The following is a 15,402-nucleotide window of genomic DNA, read 5'->3' on the forward strand; positions in this document are numbered from 1 at the left end:
ATCATCTTCTTTCTAATTTCTGCAAAGCATCGCGAAGCTGCTGTCGAGTTTCCTCAAGCGAGCCATTATTATCAATCAACACGTCCGCCCTCTTTCGTTTTTCTCGGAGAGATAGCTGAGCTGCTATGCGTTTTTCCGCCTCTTCCTGACTGAGAGCATTTCGAGCCATAAGGCGACTGAGCTGAGTTTCCTTCGTCACATCCACTAGCCAGATCTGGTCAAACCAGTCTTCATATTGTAACTCAAACAGCAAGGGAAGATCCATAAAAAAGATATCTTCCATCTCTGCCAGCAAATCTCGCCTGCCAGCCAGTTCCTCGCGGATAATTTCGTTCTGAAGCTGGCTAGACTGCGCCAAAAGGTCTGGATTCCCAAAAATCATAGCTCCCAGCTTAGACCGATCCAAGCGGCCATCTTCCTGTAAAATAGCTGGACCAAAAGTAGATAAAAGAGCTTGATAAAGCCGTTCCCCTGGCTCCTGCAGCTCATGCACTACTTGATCCGCATCAATGACTTTGTAGCCCTGCTGCCTCAAAAACTCTGTCACTGTTGACTTACCCGAGGCAATACCACCAGTAATACCGATAATTCTTACCATGACAGCTACCTCGCTTTCTGGCAATGAGGACAGAGATGTGTACCGCGTCCGCCCAGCTTAATTTTCTCAATCGGGCTGCCGCATCTAGCACAAGGTTGACCAGTCTTTCCATAGACCTGCAGAAAATCCTGCATCGTGCCATCCTCACCCAAAGCATTGCGGTAGGTCCGAATGGTCGATCCTCTTTTTTCAATCCCAAGCTGCAAAACTTCTATAATCTGCTCACGCAGTCGCTTCACTTCAGCAGGCTTCAGACTAGCTGCTGGCCTTGCCGGATGAATCCGCGCCCGCCAAAGGGCCTCATCTACATAGATATTGCCCAGACCAACGACCAAGGTCTGCTCTAGCAAATAGGGTTTGATGGGCTTCTTGGAACGACTCAAAGCTGCTGCAAAAGGCGACAAAAGAAAGTCCGCCTCTGTCGGCTCAGGACCAAGCTTTCTGGCAGCAAAATAAGCCTCCAGCTGATCCTTTCTGAACAGCTCCATGGTCCCAAACTTGCGGACATCCTCATAAACAAGCGTCCCACCATCCGTCATTTCGAAAAAGACATGGGCATGCTTGCGCTCAGGCACCGCATCAGGATAAAAAAGATACTTGCCTTCCATTCGCAAATGGGAAACCAGCACTCCGCCTGTCAGGTAAAAGAGCAAATACTTGCCCCGACGGCCAATCCTTTCAATGGTCTGGCCTGGCAAGTCGTGGACAAAGCTGTCCACTCCCGTACCAATCATCTTAGTATAGCGGACCTGCACCTGATCAATTGTCTTACCAACCACCAGACGCTCCAAACCACGCCGAACCGTTTCCACTTCAGGTAATTCAGGCATAAAGCTCCTTTCTTATTCTTCCTAATATCAAAGCCCCATAGCAAAGCTGTCCGAAAAATACTCATCCAGCATCAGGCGGTGTTTATCCGATACATTTTCCAGTTCTGCTATTTCTTCTTTAGAAAAAAAGCCTAAACGCAGTGTTTCCTCATTATGAAAATTGGAGATATCAACATTCTCCAGCGCCTGGAATTCATACATAAAGACAACCGTCTGCACTTTGTCACTATTAGGATAAGATTCATCAAAATTCGTATAAACATTCAGCAAGCGCTTAGCTTCAACAGCAATGCCTGTCTCTTCGTAAAATTCACGCACGGCTGCTTGAAGAGAAGTCTCCCCAAGCTCCATAGCTCCTCCAGGAATCGCCCATGTTTTCTTATCGCCTCGCAACTGCAGAAGCACACGACCGTCCTCGTCTGCTAGAATTCCACCAGCAAAATTCAGAATAACCTTATCATGCCCCACCTTGGAGCGAATATAGGAAATATAGTCCATATCAAAATCCTTTCAATTTATCTGGAAAGGCAGCGTTTTGAAAGAAATAGCCTAGTAGCTGAATATGCGTATCCACATCACTAAAAAGCCAAGCATGCCCTTTGTCATGATAATAGACCCATTCAGACCTAGCATTTTTCTGCGCCAACCTGTGGTGCCAGTCATGAATGGTCTCAGCTTCTTTTCCACCTGAGACAAAGAAAGCAGGATTATCAAACTGCAAGTCAAGTCTCAACAGATTTGCCTGTGACATCGCATGGCGAAATGAGCGCTGTTCAGCTCTTTGGAAATCTGCAACAAAGCGCTGAACGTCTTGGACAGGTGCTCCGTCCTCTTGCATCATCTTTGTCAGGAAATTAGCTACAAATTTAGTATTTTTCAAGAAAGACATCAGATAGACAATGGCAATGATCTTGCGATAGCCCTTAATTGGCTGAGGACTTGCCCCATCCACAATGACTTTATCTATAAGACTGGAATGTTTTTCCAACAACTTAAGTATGAGGGAACCGCCTAATGAAAGCCCAACCAAGTGCGGCTTGCCATGTGCTTTGCTGTTAATGACAGCCACAATCATTTCCACGACATCATCAAAGTTTGTCCACTCAATATTATGACTGACTCCGTGACCAGGTAAATCCAAAAGAATGCAATGAAAATCTTGCTCAAGCGCAGCAACATGGTGTCGCCACATCTGACTGCTAGAGCCTGAAGCATGCAAAAAGATAATACTTTTTGGATTTTGCTCCCCTCTTTCATCAATGAATAATGACGGCATCTCCATCACCTCACTTACTAGCTTAGAAAACCTCAATACTCCTTCTTATTATAGCCAAAGTCCGCCAAGTCCAGCTTCTTGTCCCGCCAGTTTTTCTTGACCTTGACCCAAGTTTCTAGGAAGACCTTGTCCCCCAGCATGAGCTCAATATCGCGCCGAGCCATGGATCCGATTTTCTTCAGCATGGAACCACCTTTACCGATGATAATGCCTTTTTGGCTGTCGCGCTCCACCATGATCGTCGCTCGAATATGGATCTTGTCCGTCTCCTCGTCTCGCTTCATACTGTCAACAACCACCGCGACTGAGTGGGGAATTTCCTCCCTTGTCAGCATCAAAACTTTCTCCCGAATCATCTCAGATACCAGAAAACGCTCCGGATGGTCAGTAATCTGGTCTTCTGGGAAATACTGGAAGCCTTCCTCCAGATTTTCACTGAGGATGTCAACCAGATGGGACACATTGTTGCCCTGCAGGGCTGAAATCGGCACGATTTCTTTGAAGTCCATCTGCTGGCGGAAATCATCAATTTGTGCTAAAAGCTGATCTGGATGGACTTTATCAATCTTATTAACTACCAAAATAACTGGTACTTTAGCCGCTTTCAGGCGTTCGATAATCATGTCATCGCCCTTGCCACGCGGCTCATCAGCCGGCACCATGAAGAGGACGGTATCCACCTCACGCAGGGTGCTGTAAGCTGCTTCCACCATAAAATCGCCTAGAGCCGTCTTAGGCTTATGGATTCCCGGCGTATCGATAAAGACAATCTGCTCCTTATCCGTCGTGTAAATCCCCATAATCTTATTGCGTGTGGTCTGAGCCTTATCGCTCATGATGGCAATCTTTTGCCCCATAACATGATTCAAAAAGGTTGATTTCCCAACATTAGGACGTCCTAAAATAGCTACAAAACCTGATTTAAAAGTCATTATTCCACCTCTATTATTTCCATTAAAACAGCAGAAAATCGGCAGTCTCCCCCGATTTTCAAGTCTTTAAAAAATCCAATCCCAAATCTTGGGAACAAAAATAATCAGTCCCGTCACAACAGCAAAGCCAGACACGACCAGAACAGCTCCCGCCGCCATGTCCTTGGCATTCTTTGCCCGCATAGAAAAGTGGTAATCGCTGGCCAGATCTACGACATTTTCAATGGCAGAATTGACAATCTCAAAGGCAATGACCAGAAAAATGCTCAAAAAGAGAAAGAGCCATTCTATAGCGGACAAGTCAAAAATCAGTCCCGCAACTATCACTGCCAGAGCCGAAAGAACATGCTTACGCAGATTGCGTTCCTCTTTAAAGGCTGTAAAAATACCGGTTAAAGCAAATTCCAGACTCGAGACGACATCTCGATTTTTCCATTTGCGTTTGTTATTTCCTTGTGAGTCCATAAGCAGTTAAAATTTCTTCCTGTAAACCAAACATTTCTGCTTCTTCTTCAGGCGTATAGTGATCATAGCCGTTGATATGCAGAAAACCATGCACTGCCAAAAAGCCCATCTCCCGCTCAAAGCTGTGGCCGTATTCTTCAGCCTGCTCACGCGCCTTGTCCACTGAAATGAACAGCTCACCGATATAGGCGTCAAAATCTTCCAGCATCTCAGCTAGCTCAGGGTGGTCCAGCAAATCCTCTTCGTCAACAGCAATGTCCAGCTCAGGCTTGTACTCCAAGCTAATCACATCCGTTGGCCGATCCGTATCTCTATATTCCAAGTTGAGTTCATGACTGCGCGCATTGCTGACAAAAGTCACAGCCATTTCCTTATTTCCCTTGCCCGTTTTCTGGGCCGCAAACTCCAAAATTTCCTGAGTCTGTTTAAGAATCTCTTCCGAAACCTGACCTGTTTCATCTACCATTTCGATATACATATCTTACCCGCTTTGCTAGTATTACCTTATTATATCATATTTTGACTCACTTTAGGGAACCAAGGGCAGGGTTTTGGAAAATAGCAGAGCAGATTTGTCAACCTCTCACCGCAAAGACAAAAGCAGCTATTTTTATTATGTTTCTTCCCGAAACTTTGCATTCCACGACCAGCTATCGTTGACAAAAAGAAAAGGCTGGGAAAACCCAACCTTGTCCTACAAGATGCTAATTGCCGGGATCGAACCGGCGACCTCATCCTTACCATGGATGCGCTCTGCCAACTGAGCTAAATCAGCGTACCTATCTAATATATCATGTAGATAGGTGCTTGTCAATATCCTTTCTCATTTTTTTGCAAAATAATCTTCCTTAGTCAGATAGTAATGGACCCGCATCACAATGCGGCCTTTCTCATGTTTATCTAGTGATGCATAAGGCTCTTCGTGGGAATATTTCATACCAGACTTGACCATAACCCGGCCAGATGCTGGATTATCCACATCGTGCAGCGCTACAAGTTTGTTCATCCCGATTTCCTCAAAAGCCAACTTGATGACTGCGCGATTGGCCTCTGTCGTATAGCCCTGATTCCAGTATTTTTTATTGATTACATAGCCGATAGCCGCTGTTTTCAAGTCCAGCCTGATCTTATGCAGGTCAATAGTCCCGATGAATTTGCCGCTTTCCTTCATTTCTATTCCCCAGCGCCCCAGAGGATTGGCCAGATAAAAGAGAGCGATATTATTGCGTGTTTCTTCCAGGCTTTTGTTAGTCTCAAAGGTATAGCGAGTATTTTCTTCATCCGAAGCATACTCAAACATCGCCGAGGAATCGTCCAAGGTCACTGGACGCAGAATCAGCCGCTCAGTTTCCAGTCTTGCATGACGGGCCAGCTTGACATAGATATTTTCCATCGGGGCCTCCTATTTTTTCTTAACAGAATAGCACAATTCACTAATGAAAGCAAACCACTCCGATTTTTTCTTGATTTTTGAAGCGTTTTCATATACAATAAAAACATCTTAAAAAAGGAGCATATTTTTTATGTTAATCGGTATTCCAAAAGAAATCAAAAACAATGAAAATCGTGTCGCTCTGACACCAGCTGGTGTTCACAGCCTCGTTGGTAAAGGCCATGAAGTGCTGATTGAGACAAATGCAGGGCTGGGATCTGGTTTTACAGATGCAGACTATGAAAAGCAAGGTGCAAAAATCGTCCCTACTGCTGCAGAAGCTTGGGCAGCTGAGCTAGTGGTCAAGGTCAAAGAACCTCTGGCAGCTGAATATGGATTCCTCCGTGATGACCTCTTGCTCTTTACCTACCTGCACATGGCTGCCGCTCCTGAGCTAGCAGATGCTATGACCAGTGCCAAGACGACTGGTCTGGCCTACGAAACTGTCCGCGATCAAGATGGACAACTGCCACTCTTGGTACCTATGAGTGAGGTGGCTGGTCGGATGGCGGTCCAAATCGGAGCCCACTTCCTGACTAAGCGTGAAGGTGGATCTGGTGTACTTCTTGGCGGTGTTCCGGGTGTTCCGAAAGGAAAAGTAACCATCATCGGTGGCGGTGTCGTTGGAACTCATGCCGCTCGCATCGCTCTAGGACTAGGTGCTCAAGTGACTATTCTGGATATCAGCGCTAAGCGTCTGTCTGTCCTAGAAGATGTCTTCGGCCATCAAATCCAGACCCTCATGTCAAATCCTTTCAATATCGAAGCTAGCGTTCGAGAGGCAGATGTCGTGATCGGTGCCGTCCTCATCCCTGGTGCGAAGGCTCCAAAACTGGTGACAGACGATATGGTTAAGCAAATGCGTCCAGGCTCTGTCATTGTAGACGTAGCCGTTGACCAAGGCGGTGTCATTGAAACAGCCGACCGCGTAACGACTCACACCGAGCCTGTCTATGAAAAACATGGTGTTCTCCACTATGCAGTTGCTAATATTCCTGGTGCCGTAGCCCGCACTTCTACTATCGCCTTGACCAATGTCACCCTTCCTTATATTGAAGCCTTGGCAGAGAAAGGCTTCAAACAAGCCATTGAAGATGACCAAGGCCTGCGTCAAGGTGTCACAACCTACCAAGGCCACATCACCAGTCAGCCAGTTGCAGAAGGCCTCAACAAGGACTACACATCTATTGACGAACTCGTTTAGTCGAACATTTCGACTTTAAAATCAATCGCACAAAAAGAGCAGAAATAAATCTGCTCTTTTCGTATGTTATTAGATAAAAATCAAATTCTTCCTTTAGTAATACCTCTTTAGCTTTTCTTGATTTTCTTTGAAAAATTCCTCTAGCCATTCCATACCATAGGCATGACTAAAACCTTCTAAAAGAACAGAAAAATCAATCGTATCAAAGCCCAACTTTCTCAGGTCCTCAAAGGTTTTGAATGGGGAATGAAAATCTTTGTATTTGATAATAGCTCCGATATCTTTCAAATCCTGCTCTCTAATGCTAATCATTTTCATCCCTAAAACATATTCAATCGGAACCATTAAAACCGTTAAATGACTAAAAGTATATAAGGTCTCACATAAGTCAACCGCAGGTTGCTTGTTCATGCTCGCTACATTATTATTGAGCCAAAGTTCTTCATGAGTATTGAGGTTAAATCGTTGTCCTACTCTCGCAATAATCTCATTGATTTTTTGGTTTTCTTGGTAAAAAGCATCTACATCTTGCGTTGCTCGCAAGCCATGATGTTCCAAGACATAGCCCCCAACACAGATAATAGTTAAAGTAAGATTGGCTTGGGCCAATTCTTGATTTAAGGCTTCAAAAACTGGTTTCATTTTATCCATGCTTATATCTCTCCATCAGCTCTTGAACATTTGTTAACTTAGCAGGTTTGTTTAAAGAAACTACATACTCATGCGTTGGAGTGTGTTCTTGTAGAGCATATTTCAGACTAACCTTTTGAAAATCTGTCAACTCTTTTGAAGACAACAAACGTTCCACATCTTTGTCAGTCAAATAAGAACTATCTTCAAAAATAACCTTTCTAAGGTAACGAAACCAATGACTGGCGTTAAACCTTGATTGCCTAGAAGCATTAATCATGTAATCATACCAATCCATCTTCTACCTCTTTTTAAAATTCTATCTTTCCTGATAATCACTTTTAATCATTTTATAAACCTTAAAAATTCTATATCATGGCCGATGTGAACTGATATTTAGTTCTCTTATTCCATTTCTTCTGGCTCAGTTGCTGCCTCTTTAACAGGAGTTGGTTCATAAGCTCGGATAATCTCCGCCACCACTGGATGGCGAACGACATCCTTAGCTGAGAAATGCACAAAGTCGATCTGGGAGATGTTCTTTAATTTCTCCTGAGCATCAATGAGGCCCGACTTAACATTGCGAGGCAGGTCAACCTGACTGATATCTCCATTGACAATCATCTTGGACTGAAAGCCGAGACGTGTCAGAAACATCTTCATCTGCATGATGGTGGTGTTCTGAGCTTCGTCTAGTATCACAAAGGCATCATCCAGCGTCCGCCCCCGCATATAGGCTAGGGGAGCAATCTCAATGATTTCTCGCTCCATAAGGCGAGTCGTCTGGTCCTTACCCAAAATCTGATACAAGGCATCATAGACCGGACGCAGATATGGATCCACCTTTTCCTTAAGGTCACCAGGCAGAAAGCCCAAACTCTCACCAGCTTCTACTGCCGGCCGCGTTAAGATGATTCGCTTGACCTGACCACGTTTAAGAGCTGTCACCGCCAAAGTCACTGCCAGAAAGGTCTTCCCTGTTCCGGCTGGCCCGATACCAAAAACAATATCATGATTTTTAACACTGTCTACATAGATTTTCTGGCCAAGTGTCTTGACCCGAATCGGCTTGCCATAGCTGTCCTTGATAATCTCTTCTTCGTAAAGAGCTACAAACTTATCAATTTCATCATTTTTGACCATGGTAATGGCTGTCACAACATCGGGTGTCCCGATGGTCATGCCACGATTGACCAAGACCAACAGAGCCTGAATGACCTGTCGAGTCTCTTCACAGGCAGCTTCCGTACCTAAAATCTGCACAATCTCGGTTCGGGCGTGAATAGTTACCTTCAATTCCTGCTCCATTAGGCGCAGATGGCGTTCATTAGAGCCAAAGAGATGAAAGGCATCATCTGGATGGCCCAGTTTCAATTCTACTGAATGTTCCTGCAAACAAAGAACCTCTCTATTTTATTTTTTTGAATGAATTATCTTTATTATATCAAAGCAAGCAGAAAATGACTATCCCTAGCCACTATCCACTTAATGGGCCTGATACTCTTCCCAAATAGCATCGAACTCACCAAGGTTAAAGGAAAAATTTGCATGCTCCTCTAGAAAACGACTGACCTCATCAAAATCATCCGTATGCTTGGGAAAGGCCGTATCCTGAAAAGCCAAATCCGCCAAAATAGCCTTGGGCTCCTTGCTCTTAGGATTGCGCTCTGTCATCAGCCAGCTGTAAAAAGACTTTCTCATAGGTTCCTTTCATTTCTTTAAGACAGTATCCTTCCAAGCATCAGCTCTAGATACGTGATTCTTTATCCTCACACCAACTCTGTTCCAGTCGGGTCCTGCTTGATTTTACCAGCTTTCATCAGCCCACCCAGAGCTTTTTTAAACTGGCCTTTGGAAATGCCAAAGGTAGCCTTGATGTCGTCTGGTGAAGATTTATCATTCAAGGTCATGAAGCCCCCATTGCTCTCCAGATAGGTCAGAATCATCTGGGCATCGTTTTCCAGCATTTCAAAGGAACGAGGCTTGAGGGAGAGGTTAAGGGTGCGGTCTACTTCACGGAAGCCAATCACCCGTGCGTCCAAGACCTGACCGAGACGAGGCTCTGCATAGCGCTCGCTCGGATGAATGAAGCCCAGCATATTATTCTCCGGCAGGTAGACAAAAGTGCCAGAAAGCTTGAGCCGATAAACGATGGCTGGCCAGTTTTGATTTTGCATGTTATTGTAAGCAGGATGAGCCAGACGCTGGAAATCCTCTTGATAAGCCAGTTGTCCCCAGATACGATCTTTTTTGTCCACATCGAGACGAATATAGAGGCGGTCGCCTTTCTTAGGCCAGAGTTCCTTGATTTCTGGCAAGATGTCAAGTGACACAACGATTTGCTTATCCGGCAGACCGGTATCAACAAAGACGCCTAAATCCTTGCGGACCTCCGTTACTGTTCCCCAGCCAAACTGCTCTTGAGTAGCCGTGACTTCAAGGGTTGTCAGGCGAAGCTTCTGCTTCATATCGCTATAGGCAAAGCCTTTGACAGACTGACCCAGCTCATGCGCCCCCTCTTCCTTAGAAAGAGCATAAACCTGACCATCCTTTTGAACAAAGTAAAAGCGATCATTTTCATCCGTGATGATACCCACGATGAAGCTGGCAAGATTTGTATTCATATAGACCTATTTTCTACCTTGCTTCTTCAAACTAGGCAAGGATTTTTGATGTTAAAACAACTCAGTCAGCCAAAGCCAACTGAGTTTTGATTCTGATAAAAATGTTAAACTTCTAAAAGTTCTTTTTCTTTATTTGCTGTCATCTCGTCGATATGTTTGACAGCATCATCCGTTACTTTTTGAATATCCTTTTCCAAGGTCTTCAATTCGTCTTCAGTGATTTCTTTGGCTTTTTCCTGCTTCTTAGCTTCGTCCATAGCATCGCGGCGGATGTTACGGATGGCAACTTTAGCATTTTCACCGACCTTTTTCACTTCTTTAGCCAAGTCCCGGCGAGTTTCCTCTGTCAGAGCAGGAATGACCAGCCGAATCACAGAGCCATCGCTGGCTGGCGTAATCCCGAGGTCAGAAGCATTAAGCGCACGCTCAATGTCCTTGATAGAAGACTTGTCAAAAGGTGTCACCAAAAGAACACGCGCTTCCGGAATCGTAATCGAAGCGATTTGGTTTAGAGGAGTTTCTACTCCATAGTACTCCACATGGATGCGGTCCAAAAGGCTGGCATTGGCGCGGCCTGCACGGATGCTACCAAATTCACGAGCCAGACTTTGGTGCGAGTGGGTCATTCTTTCTTTTGCTTTTTCTACAATTGCATTTGCCATGAGTTTCTAATCTCCGTTCTTATAAATTATTTGATACTGTTGTTCCGATTTGCTCACCGATAACAACGCGTTTGATATTGCCCGGCTCATTCATGTTAAAGACAACCAAGTCAATGTCATTGTCCATAGACAGAGTCGAAGCCGTTGAGTCCATAATCCGCAGTCCCTTGCTGATGACATCCCGGTGGGTCAGCTCATCAAACTTAACAGCGGTTTTGTCTTTCTTAGGATCGGCATTGTAAACACCGTCCACGCCATTTTTAGCCATGAGAATCGCATCTGCTTCAATCTCTGCGGACCGTAAGGCAGCGGTTGTATCGGTTGAAAAATAAGGAGAACCAATACCTGCACCGAAAATGACGATACGACCTTTTTCCAGATGACGAAGGGCCCGACCACGGATGTAAGGTTCAGCAACCTGCTGCATAGCAATCGCAGTCTGCACGCGCGTATCTACACCGACTTGCTGCAGCGAATCCGCCATTACCAGCGCATTCATGACAGTGCCCAACATACCAGTATAGTCGGCCTGCACGCGGTCCATGCCCGCTTCTGCTGCTGGCTCACCCCGCCAAAGGTTTCCACCTCCGATAACCAGAGCAATTTGAACTCCCAAATCATGAACTTCTTTGATTTCTTCCGCCATCTTCTGAACAGTCTGAATATCAATACCAACGCCTTTTTCACCGGCAAGAGCTTCACCTGACAACTTAATCAAAATACGCTTATACTTAGGTTCTACCATTTTTTTACTCCTTATTTTATCTGTACTATTTTACCACATTTTGTGATTTTTATATAGTTAAATCACTGAAATTTTTCTTTTTTCCTTTTAGTAAAATAGCAGAGCAGGCAAGCTCATTTCACAGAAAAACCAGCCCCATCATCAGATAGGACTGGGAATGAATATTTCAATCATCTTTTACAAGGTCTACTCACTGCTTGACCGACTGTTTCTTTTCCCGCTTAGCTAAGAGCGGCAGGATAACACCCAGACTGATTAGGACGATTGGCGTCAGGATATTTGTCAAGAGAGAGAATTGCCAGCCAGCTGGGTCTTTGGCAAAGTCCACTTTCGGAACCATTCCTAAAATGCAGGCAAAGGCTGTAAAGAGGAAGCACCAAGCTCCGATGGCAAAGCCAACTTTGGGATTTTTGGTAAACTTGTACTCGGCATCCTTGTACTTCTTCCAGGCCTTGTTCAACATCATGTAGGCCAGGAATACCCAGAGATACCGCATTGGCATAACAATGGAGTTGAGGTTGGTCATCCATTTGACTAGGCCGTCAATTTCTTTGATTCCAAAGATAGGCAGAATAATCAAGAAGCTAACTAAAATCCCTGTCAGGATGTAACCGTTAATGAGGACTCCTTTTGATGTTCTCTTGCGCAGCCAACTTGGGACAAACTCTTCATCAGCATTATTGAGCATGATTTGCAGAGGCGCGTCAATAGAGAAAGCCAGTGCTGCAATCTGTCCAACCATATTGGTCAGGGCATAGATGACTACTAGTACATTGCCCACTCCCCAATAGTTGCCCAGCTTTTGGAAGGCTTGATAAGCACCATTTCTCATCAGGTCTTCAGGAATATTGCTGCCATCAAAAAGCATGCCCATAGCTATAGAGCCTAGGATAGCAGATGCACCAACCATGACAGCCATGACAATCATCCCCTTTGGAAATTCCTTGGCTGGATTGCGTGTTTGGTTAACGTAAGGAGATATTTTCTCAGCCCCGCCGACCGCAAAGACTAAGAGGGAGATAGTCGTGAAATAAGAGAAGTCAAAGTTGGGAATGTAAGTGCTAAGCTTATCCATATTAGCCGTCGCAAACTGCATGTCAGGTTTGATAAAAGGTGCCCCGACTGCTAAGAGGACAAAGAGGAAAGACATGATGAGCATGGCACTTCCTGCCAAGCCCCCAATCACCTTGAGCGTGGACAGCCCCTTGGTAGACAAATAGAGAAAGGCACCGAAAATCAGCAAGCTAAGAATAACGATCCAGTGAATATCAAGACTGCTCAAAAAGTCTCCATTTCCCTGAATTGCCCAGCCCAACGGGATCAAAACTCCCTGAGGTTTCTGAGCTAGATAGGGAATATGCACCACCCAGTAAGTCCAGGCCGCGAAATAAGCCAGCCGCTTGGTAGAGGTTTTCTCCACCCAGTCACTGACACCGCCTCCGCTCTCCTTAAAAGTCGAGCCTAGCTGCCCCACGATGAGGGCATAGGGAATAAAGTAAATAGCTAGGATAAGAATCCAAGAAACAATTACAGAAATGCCTTGCTGGGAGTAGTTATTAACTACATTGCCCAGACCCCAGACCATATTAAAAGCAATCAGAGATACCATCAGCCAGGTTAGCTGGTTCTGATCTTTTTTCATGACACCGTCTCCTTTTATTATAAAATAAATTGATTCGATATTATTATAACATGTTTCTATGAGTTTGTAATCGTTATCAGCATTTTTATTTCAAAAAAAGAACTACCCGAAGGCAGTTCAATTTAATTCTTAAAGTGAGTTTACGTCAACCTTGATACCAACACCTTGTGTAGTAGTGATAGTCAGGTTGGTTACGTAAGTACCTTTAGCAGTAGCTGGTTTCGCTTTTTGGATTGTGTCGTTGAAAGCTTTGAAGTTTTCAACCAACTTGTCAGCTTCAAATGAAACTTTACCAATGATAGCTTGTACGTTACCTGCACGGTCTGCACGGTAAGTAATCTTACCACCTTTAGACTCTTCAACTGCTTTTGCAACGTCCATTGTTACAGTACCAGTCTTAGGGTTTGGCATCAAGTTACGAGGTCCCAGGACACGTCCAAGGCGACCTACAAGAGCCATCATGTCAGGTGTAGCGATTACTACGTCAAAGTCCAACCAACCGTCGTTGATTTTTGCAACGAGGTCATCTTCACCAACGAAGTCTGCACCAGCAGCTTTCGCTTCTTCTGCTTTAGCACCACGTGCGAAAACAAGAACACGTGAAGTTTTACCAGTTCCGTTTGGCAATACCATTGCGCCACGGATTTGTTGGTCAGCTTTTTTAACGTCGATGTTCAAGTTGTAAGCAACTTCTACAGTTGCATCGAATTTTGCAAAGTTAGTTTCTTTTGCAAGTGCTACAGCTTCTTCTACGCTGTATGCTTTTGTGCTGTCGATTTTTTCAAGAGCAGCACGAAGTTGTTTGCTTTTTTTAGCCATTTTATCTTTCTCCTTGTAAGTGGTTCAATCGATTTTCATCTCCCACGTCACTCGTCAATCTGATCAAGTGTAGTGCGGGCAAATGGGACGAGCGTTATTGATTAGTCAACAACAGTGAATCCCATAGAACGAGCAGTACCTTCAATCATACGCATTGCAGACTCGATGTTTGCAGCGTTCAAATCTGGCATCTTAGTTTCAGCAATTTCTTGTACTTGCGCACGAGTAACTGTTGCAACTTTCGTTTTGTTTGGCTCACCAGAACCTTTTTCAACGCCTGCAGCTTTCTTCAACAGAACAGCAGCTGGCGGAGTCTTAGTCACGAAAGTGAATGATTTGTCTTCGTATACTGAGATAACAACTGGAATAATCATACCAGCTTGATCAGCTGTACGAGCGTTGAACTCCTTAGTGAATCCCATGATGTTGATACCGGCTTGACCAAGCGCAGGACCAACTGGTGGAGCTGGAGTAGCTTTACCAGCAGGGATTTGCAATTTTACAAGTTTTTCGATTTTTTTAGCCATTTTTAAATCCTCCTTTGTGGTTTTGGCGGTAAATAAAGATTTTTACCTCCCACAAGTATGCTTTTCGCATACCTTTCTATTATACACTAAACTTTGTTAAATGCAAGGAATTTTATCTTCTTTTTTGAATTTTTTGTGGTAAAATAATCTTATGACACTATTAAAGATTGCTTCGATTTTATTTATCTTTTTAACTTTGATTTTAACCACTATTACAGTGCGAGTTTTTCAATTAAGAAAATACGGTTTAAACTTTGCGGACTTGGCTTTTCCGCTTTTTGTTGTGGAATTTTATATCATTTCAGACAAGGCCTACTATCATAGCTTGCTGCCCCAGCTGACTCTAGCTCTATCAGTTCTCGCTATCGCCATCACCATCTATTTTCTCAAGAAAAAACGGAGCTTCTACTACCCTAAGTTCTTTAAGTTCTTCTGGCGAGCAGGTTTTCTTCTGACCTTCTTCATGTACCTAGCCATGGTCATCGGTCTCTTTTTGTAATAATGTAAAACAAAACCCATCGGTTATCAGATAGCCGATGGGTTTTTCATATGTGAGATTTACAAGTCCTTCTTTTGCCGTGAAAGAAGAACCTCCCGATTTTCCTAGCCTTATTCATGAATCTCCAAAGGCAGGCCATCCGGATCAAAGAAGAAAGCCATCTTACGGCCGTCGAAGTCGTCATAGCGCAGCTCGGTATGGGGAATCTCCAAACGGTCAAATTCCACTAGCATTTCTTCGACATTTGTCACTCGGAAGGCCAGATGCCGCAAACCAGTATGTTCTGGAGCAGGCAAGGCTGGCCGCTTAGGAGCTTCTTCCTTGATAAAAATTTCCAGAGTCAGATTTCCCTTGCGAACATTAAAGAGAATATCCTGCTTGTCCGGCCGATGGTGTTCATCCAGCTGTTCAAAGCCTAGCTTATCCACATAAAACTCCCTGGTCTTGGCATAATCATGACCAATGATGGCTATATGGTGAATGGTGTCTAGTTTCATACTTTTTTCCTTTCCTTGGT

The 15,402-nt window shown here is 44.4% G+C and carries 21 protein-coding genes and 1 tRNA gene; 2 read left to right on the plus strand and 20 right to left on the minus strand.

Annotated elements, in window-relative coordinates; genetic code table 11:
* Position 1: 1 nt before the first annotated feature.
* The 9 genes from coaE to PCY71_RS03725 form a co-directional block, all read right to left on the minus strand.
* Complete coding sequence (coaE, locus tag PCY71_RS03685; protein WP_048774270.1) at positions 2-598, minus strand: dephospho-CoA kinase; 597 nt, start codon at positions 596-598, stop codon at positions 2-4.
* Between the two features lie 5 nt (positions 599-603).
* Positions 604-1,428, minus strand: coding sequence for a DNA-formamidopyrimidine glycosylase (gene mutM, locus PCY71_RS03690; RefSeq protein WP_048774271.1), 825 nt, complete (start codon positions 1,426-1,428; stop codon positions 604-606).
* A 27-nt stretch (positions 1,429-1,455) separates the two neighbouring features.
* A complete protein-coding gene (locus tag PCY71_RS03695) occupies positions 1,456-1,926 on the minus strand; it encodes an NUDIX hydrolase (protein WP_048774273.1) in 471 nt (156 codons plus the stop codon).
* A gap of 1 nt (position 1,927) precedes the next feature.
* Positions 1,928-2,710, minus strand: coding sequence for an alpha/beta fold hydrolase (locus PCY71_RS03700; protein WP_048774275.1), 783 nt, complete (start codon positions 2,708-2,710; stop codon positions 1,928-1,930).
* A gap of 26 nt (positions 2,711-2,736) precedes the next feature.
* Positions 2,737-3,636: a GTPase Era gene (gene era, locus PCY71_RS03705; RefSeq protein ID WP_002909251.1), complete on the minus strand. Its 900-nt coding sequence runs from the start codon at positions 3,634-3,636 to the stop codon at positions 2,737-2,739.
* Between the two features lie 66 nt (positions 3,637-3,702).
* Positions 3,703-4,101, minus strand: a complete 399-nt coding sequence (locus PCY71_RS03710) for a diacylglycerol kinase family protein (RefSeq protein WP_002894866.1) — start codon at positions 4,099-4,101, stop codon at positions 3,703-3,705.
* Positions 4,082-4,579: an rRNA maturation RNase YbeY gene (ybeY, locus tag PCY71_RS03715; RefSeq protein WP_002909250.1), complete on the minus strand. Its 498-nt coding sequence runs from the start codon at positions 4,577-4,579 to the stop codon at positions 4,082-4,084. Before ybeY ends, PCY71_RS03710 begins: the two co-directional genes overlap by 20 nt.
* 224 nt (positions 4,580-4,803) lie before the next feature.
* Positions 4,804-4,876, minus strand: a tRNA-Thr gene (locus tag PCY71_RS03720).
* A gap of 48 nt (positions 4,877-4,924) precedes the next feature.
* The gene (locus PCY71_RS03725) at positions 4,925-5,494 is read right to left on the minus strand and encodes a GNAT family N-acetyltransferase (protein WP_002909249.1); all 570 of its coding nucleotides are present in this window, start codon (positions 5,492-5,494) and stop codon (positions 4,925-4,927) included.
* 130 nt (positions 5,495-5,624) lie between these two features.
* Between PCY71_RS03725 and ald the strand changes: the two genes are divergently transcribed.
* Positions 5,625-6,737, plus strand: coding sequence for an alanine dehydrogenase (gene ald / locus PCY71_RS03730; RefSeq protein ID WP_002909248.1), 1,113 nt, complete (start codon positions 5,625-5,627; stop codon positions 6,735-6,737).
* Between the two features lie 93 nt (positions 6,738-6,830).
* On the opposite strand, the gene PCY71_RS03735 is transcribed toward ald, so the two are convergent.
* The 10 genes from PCY71_RS03735 to rplK all read right to left on the minus strand — a co-directional run bounded on the left by PCY71_RS03735 (position 6,831) and on the right by rplK (position 14,386).
* A complete protein-coding gene (locus PCY71_RS03735) occupies positions 6,831-7,388 on the minus strand; it encodes a DUF6036 family nucleotidyltransferase (protein WP_002909247.1) in 558 nt (185 codons plus the stop codon).
* Entirely contained in the window at positions 7,381-7,665 is a 285-nt protein-coding gene (locus PCY71_RS03740; protein ID WP_002909246.1) for a hypothetical protein, read from the minus strand. Before PCY71_RS03740 ends, PCY71_RS03735 begins: the two co-directional genes overlap by 8 nt.
* A 107-nt stretch (positions 7,666-7,772) precedes the next feature.
* Positions 7,773-8,762, minus strand: coding sequence for a PhoH family protein (locus PCY71_RS03745; protein WP_002909245.1), 990 nt, complete (start codon positions 8,760-8,762; stop codon positions 7,773-7,775).
* 90 nt (positions 8,763-8,852) lie between these two features.
* Positions 8,853-9,068, minus strand: a complete 216-nt coding sequence (locus tag PCY71_RS03750; RefSeq protein ID WP_002894860.1) for a YozE family protein — start codon at positions 9,066-9,068, stop codon at positions 8,853-8,855.
* 68 nt (positions 9,069-9,136) lie between these two features.
* Complete coding sequence (gene cvfB, locus PCY71_RS03755; protein ID WP_048774289.1) at positions 9,137-9,991, minus strand: RNA-binding virulence regulatory protein CvfB; 855 nt, start codon at positions 9,989-9,991, stop codon at positions 9,137-9,139.
* A 104-nt stretch (positions 9,992-10,095) separates the two neighbouring features.
* Positions 10,096-10,653 carry a ribosome recycling factor gene (gene frr / locus PCY71_RS03760; RefSeq protein WP_002894858.1) on the minus strand — a complete coding sequence of 186 codons (558 nt, stop codon included), beginning with the start codon at positions 10,651-10,653 and terminating at the stop codon, positions 10,096-10,098.
* A gap of 19 nt (positions 10,654-10,672) precedes the next feature.
* The gene (pyrH, locus tag PCY71_RS03765) at positions 10,673-11,398 is read right to left on the minus strand and encodes a UMP kinase (RefSeq protein WP_002894857.1); all 726 of its coding nucleotides are present in this window, start codon (positions 11,396-11,398) and stop codon (positions 10,673-10,675) included.
* Positions 11,399-11,588: 190 nt separating this feature from the next.
* A complete protein-coding gene (locus PCY71_RS03770; protein ID WP_002909243.1) occupies positions 11,589-13,040 on the minus strand; it encodes an APC family permease in 1,452 nt (483 codons plus the stop codon).
* A gap of 129 nt (positions 13,041-13,169) precedes the next feature.
* Positions 13,170-13,859 carry a 50S ribosomal protein L1 gene (gene rplA / locus PCY71_RS03775; RefSeq protein ID WP_002894855.1) on the minus strand — a complete coding sequence of 230 codons (690 nt, stop codon included), beginning with the start codon at positions 13,857-13,859 and terminating at the stop codon, positions 13,170-13,172.
* Positions 13,860-13,960: 101 nt separating this feature from the next.
* Positions 13,961-14,386 (minus strand): 50S ribosomal protein L11, encoded by a 426-nt coding sequence (rplK, locus tag PCY71_RS03780; protein WP_002909242.1) that lies wholly within the window; start codon positions 14,384-14,386, stop codon positions 13,961-13,963.
* 151 nt (positions 14,387-14,537) lie between these two features.
* On the opposite strand from rplK, the gene PCY71_RS03785 reads away from it, so the two are divergent.
* The gene (locus PCY71_RS03785; RefSeq protein WP_002897148.1) at positions 14,538-14,885 is read left to right on the plus strand and encodes a DUF3397 domain-containing protein; all 348 of its coding nucleotides are present in this window, start codon (positions 14,538-14,540) and stop codon (positions 14,883-14,885) included.
* 110 nt (positions 14,886-14,995) lie between these two features.
* Here the strand turns inward: PCY71_RS03785 and PCY71_RS03790 are convergent, their stop codons facing one another.
* Positions 14,996-15,382 carry a VOC family protein gene (locus PCY71_RS03790; RefSeq protein ID WP_048774329.1) on the minus strand — a complete coding sequence of 129 codons (387 nt, stop codon included), beginning with the start codon at positions 15,380-15,382 and terminating at the stop codon, positions 14,996-14,998.
* Between the last annotated feature and the right edge of the window lie 20 nt (positions 15,383-15,402).

This window comes from Streptococcus sp. SN3 (assembly GCF_030439905.1).